At 56.9% G+C, this 1,816-nt stretch carries 1 rRNA gene (cut by a window edge); it reads left to right on the top strand.

The window, feature by feature from the left end:
* Positions 1-1,793 (top strand): 23S ribosomal RNA (locus ACIRF8_RS36300); it begins 1,429 nt to the left of the window's first position.
* Positions 1,794-1,816: the final 23 nt, after the last annotated feature.

The following is a 1,816-nucleotide window of genomic DNA, read 5'->3' as shown; positions in this document are numbered from 1 at the left end:
GCCGCAGCGGAAGCTAGTGGTGGACGGTTCACGAGTGAGAATGCAGGCATGAGTAGCGATACACACGTGAGAAACGTGTGCGCCGATTGACTAAGGGTTCCTGGGTCAAGCTGATCTGCCCAGGGTAAGTCGGGACCTAAGGCGAGGCCGACAGGCGTAGTCGATGGATAACCGGTTGATATTCCGGTACCCGCTGTGAAGCGTCAAACATCGAATCCAGTGATGCTAAGGCCGTGAAGCCGTTCCGGACCCTTCGGGGAATGGAAAGTGGTGGAGCCGCCGGCCCGATCTGGTAGTAGGTGAGTGATGGGGTGACGCAGGAAGGTAGTCCAGCCCGGGCGGTGGTTGTCCCGGGGTAAGGGTGTAGGCCGTGCGGTAGGTAAATCCGTCGCACACAAGGCTGAGACCTGATGCCGAGCCGATTGTGGTGAAGTGGATGATCCTATGCTGTCGAGAAAAGCCTCTAGCGAGTTTCATGGCGGCCCGTACCCTAAACCGACTCAGGTGGTCAGGTAGAGAATACCGAGGCGTTCGGGTGAACTATGGTTAAGGAACTCGGCAAAATGCCCCCGTAACTTCGGGAGAAGGGGGGCCATCACTGGTGAGGAGTCTTGCACTCTGAGCTGGGGGTGGCCGCAGAGACCAGCGAGAAGCGACTGTTTACTAAAAACACAGGTCCGTGCGAAGCCGTAAGGCGATGTATACGGACTGACGCCTGCCCGGTGCTGGAACGTTAAGGGGACCGGTTAGTGCACTTTCGGGTGTGCGAAGCTGAGAACTTAAGCGCCAGTAAACGGCGGTGGTAACTATAACCATCCTAAGGTAGCGAAATTCCTTGTCGGGTAAGTTCCGACCTGCACGAATGGCGTAACGACTTCTCGACTGTCTCAACCATAGGCCCGGTGAAATTGCACTACGAGTAAAGATGCTCGTTTCGCGCAGCAGGACGGAAAGACCCCGGGACCTTTACTACAGTTTGATATTGGTGTTCGGTTCGGCTTGTGTAGGATAGGTGGGAGACTGTGAACTCTGGACGCCAGTTCAGGGGGAGTCGTCGTTGAAATACCACTCTGGTCGTGCTGGATGTCTAACCTGGGTCCGTGATCCGGATCAGGGACAGTGTCTGATGGGTAGTTTAACTGGGGCGGTTGCCTCCTAAAGAGTAACGGAGGCGCCCAAAGGTTCCCTCAGCCTGGTTGGTAATCAGGTGTTGAGTGTAAGTGCACAAGGGAGCTTGACTGTGAGACCGACGGGTCGAGCAGGGACGAAAGTCGGGACTAGTGATCCGGCGGTGGCTTGTGGAAGCGCCGTCGCTCAACGGATAAAAGGTACCCCGGGGATAACAGGCTGATCTTCCCCAAGAGTCCATATCGACGGGATGGTTTGGCACCTCGATGTCGGCTCGTCGCATCCTGGGGCTGGAGTCGGTCCCAAGGGTTGGGCTGTTCGCCCATTAAAGCGGTACGCGAGCTGGGTTTAGAACGTCGTGAGACAGTTCGGTCCCTATCCGCTGTGCGCGTAGGAGTCTTGAGAAGGGCTGTCCCTAGTACGAGAGGACCGGGACGGACGAACCTCTGGTGTGCCAGTTGTCCTGCCAAGGGCATGGCTGGTTGGCTACGTTCGGAAAGGATAACCGCTGAAAGCATCTAAGCGGGAAGCCTGCTTCGAGATGAGGACTCCCACCCCCTTTGAGGGGTTAAGGCTCCCAGTAGACGACTGGGTTGATAGGCCAGATCTGGAAGCCCGGTAACGGGTGGAGGTGACTGGTACTAATAGGCCGAGGGCTTGTCCTCAGTTGCTCGCGTCCACTGTGTTG

This window comes from Streptomyces sp. NPDC102406 (genome assembly GCF_044765725.1).
Taxonomy (GTDB): Bacteria; Actinomycetota; Actinomycetes; order Streptomycetales; family Streptomycetaceae; genus Streptomyces.
The sequence above is the reverse complement of the archived record's forward strand: the minus strand, read 5'-3'. Positions and strand labels throughout refer to the sequence as shown.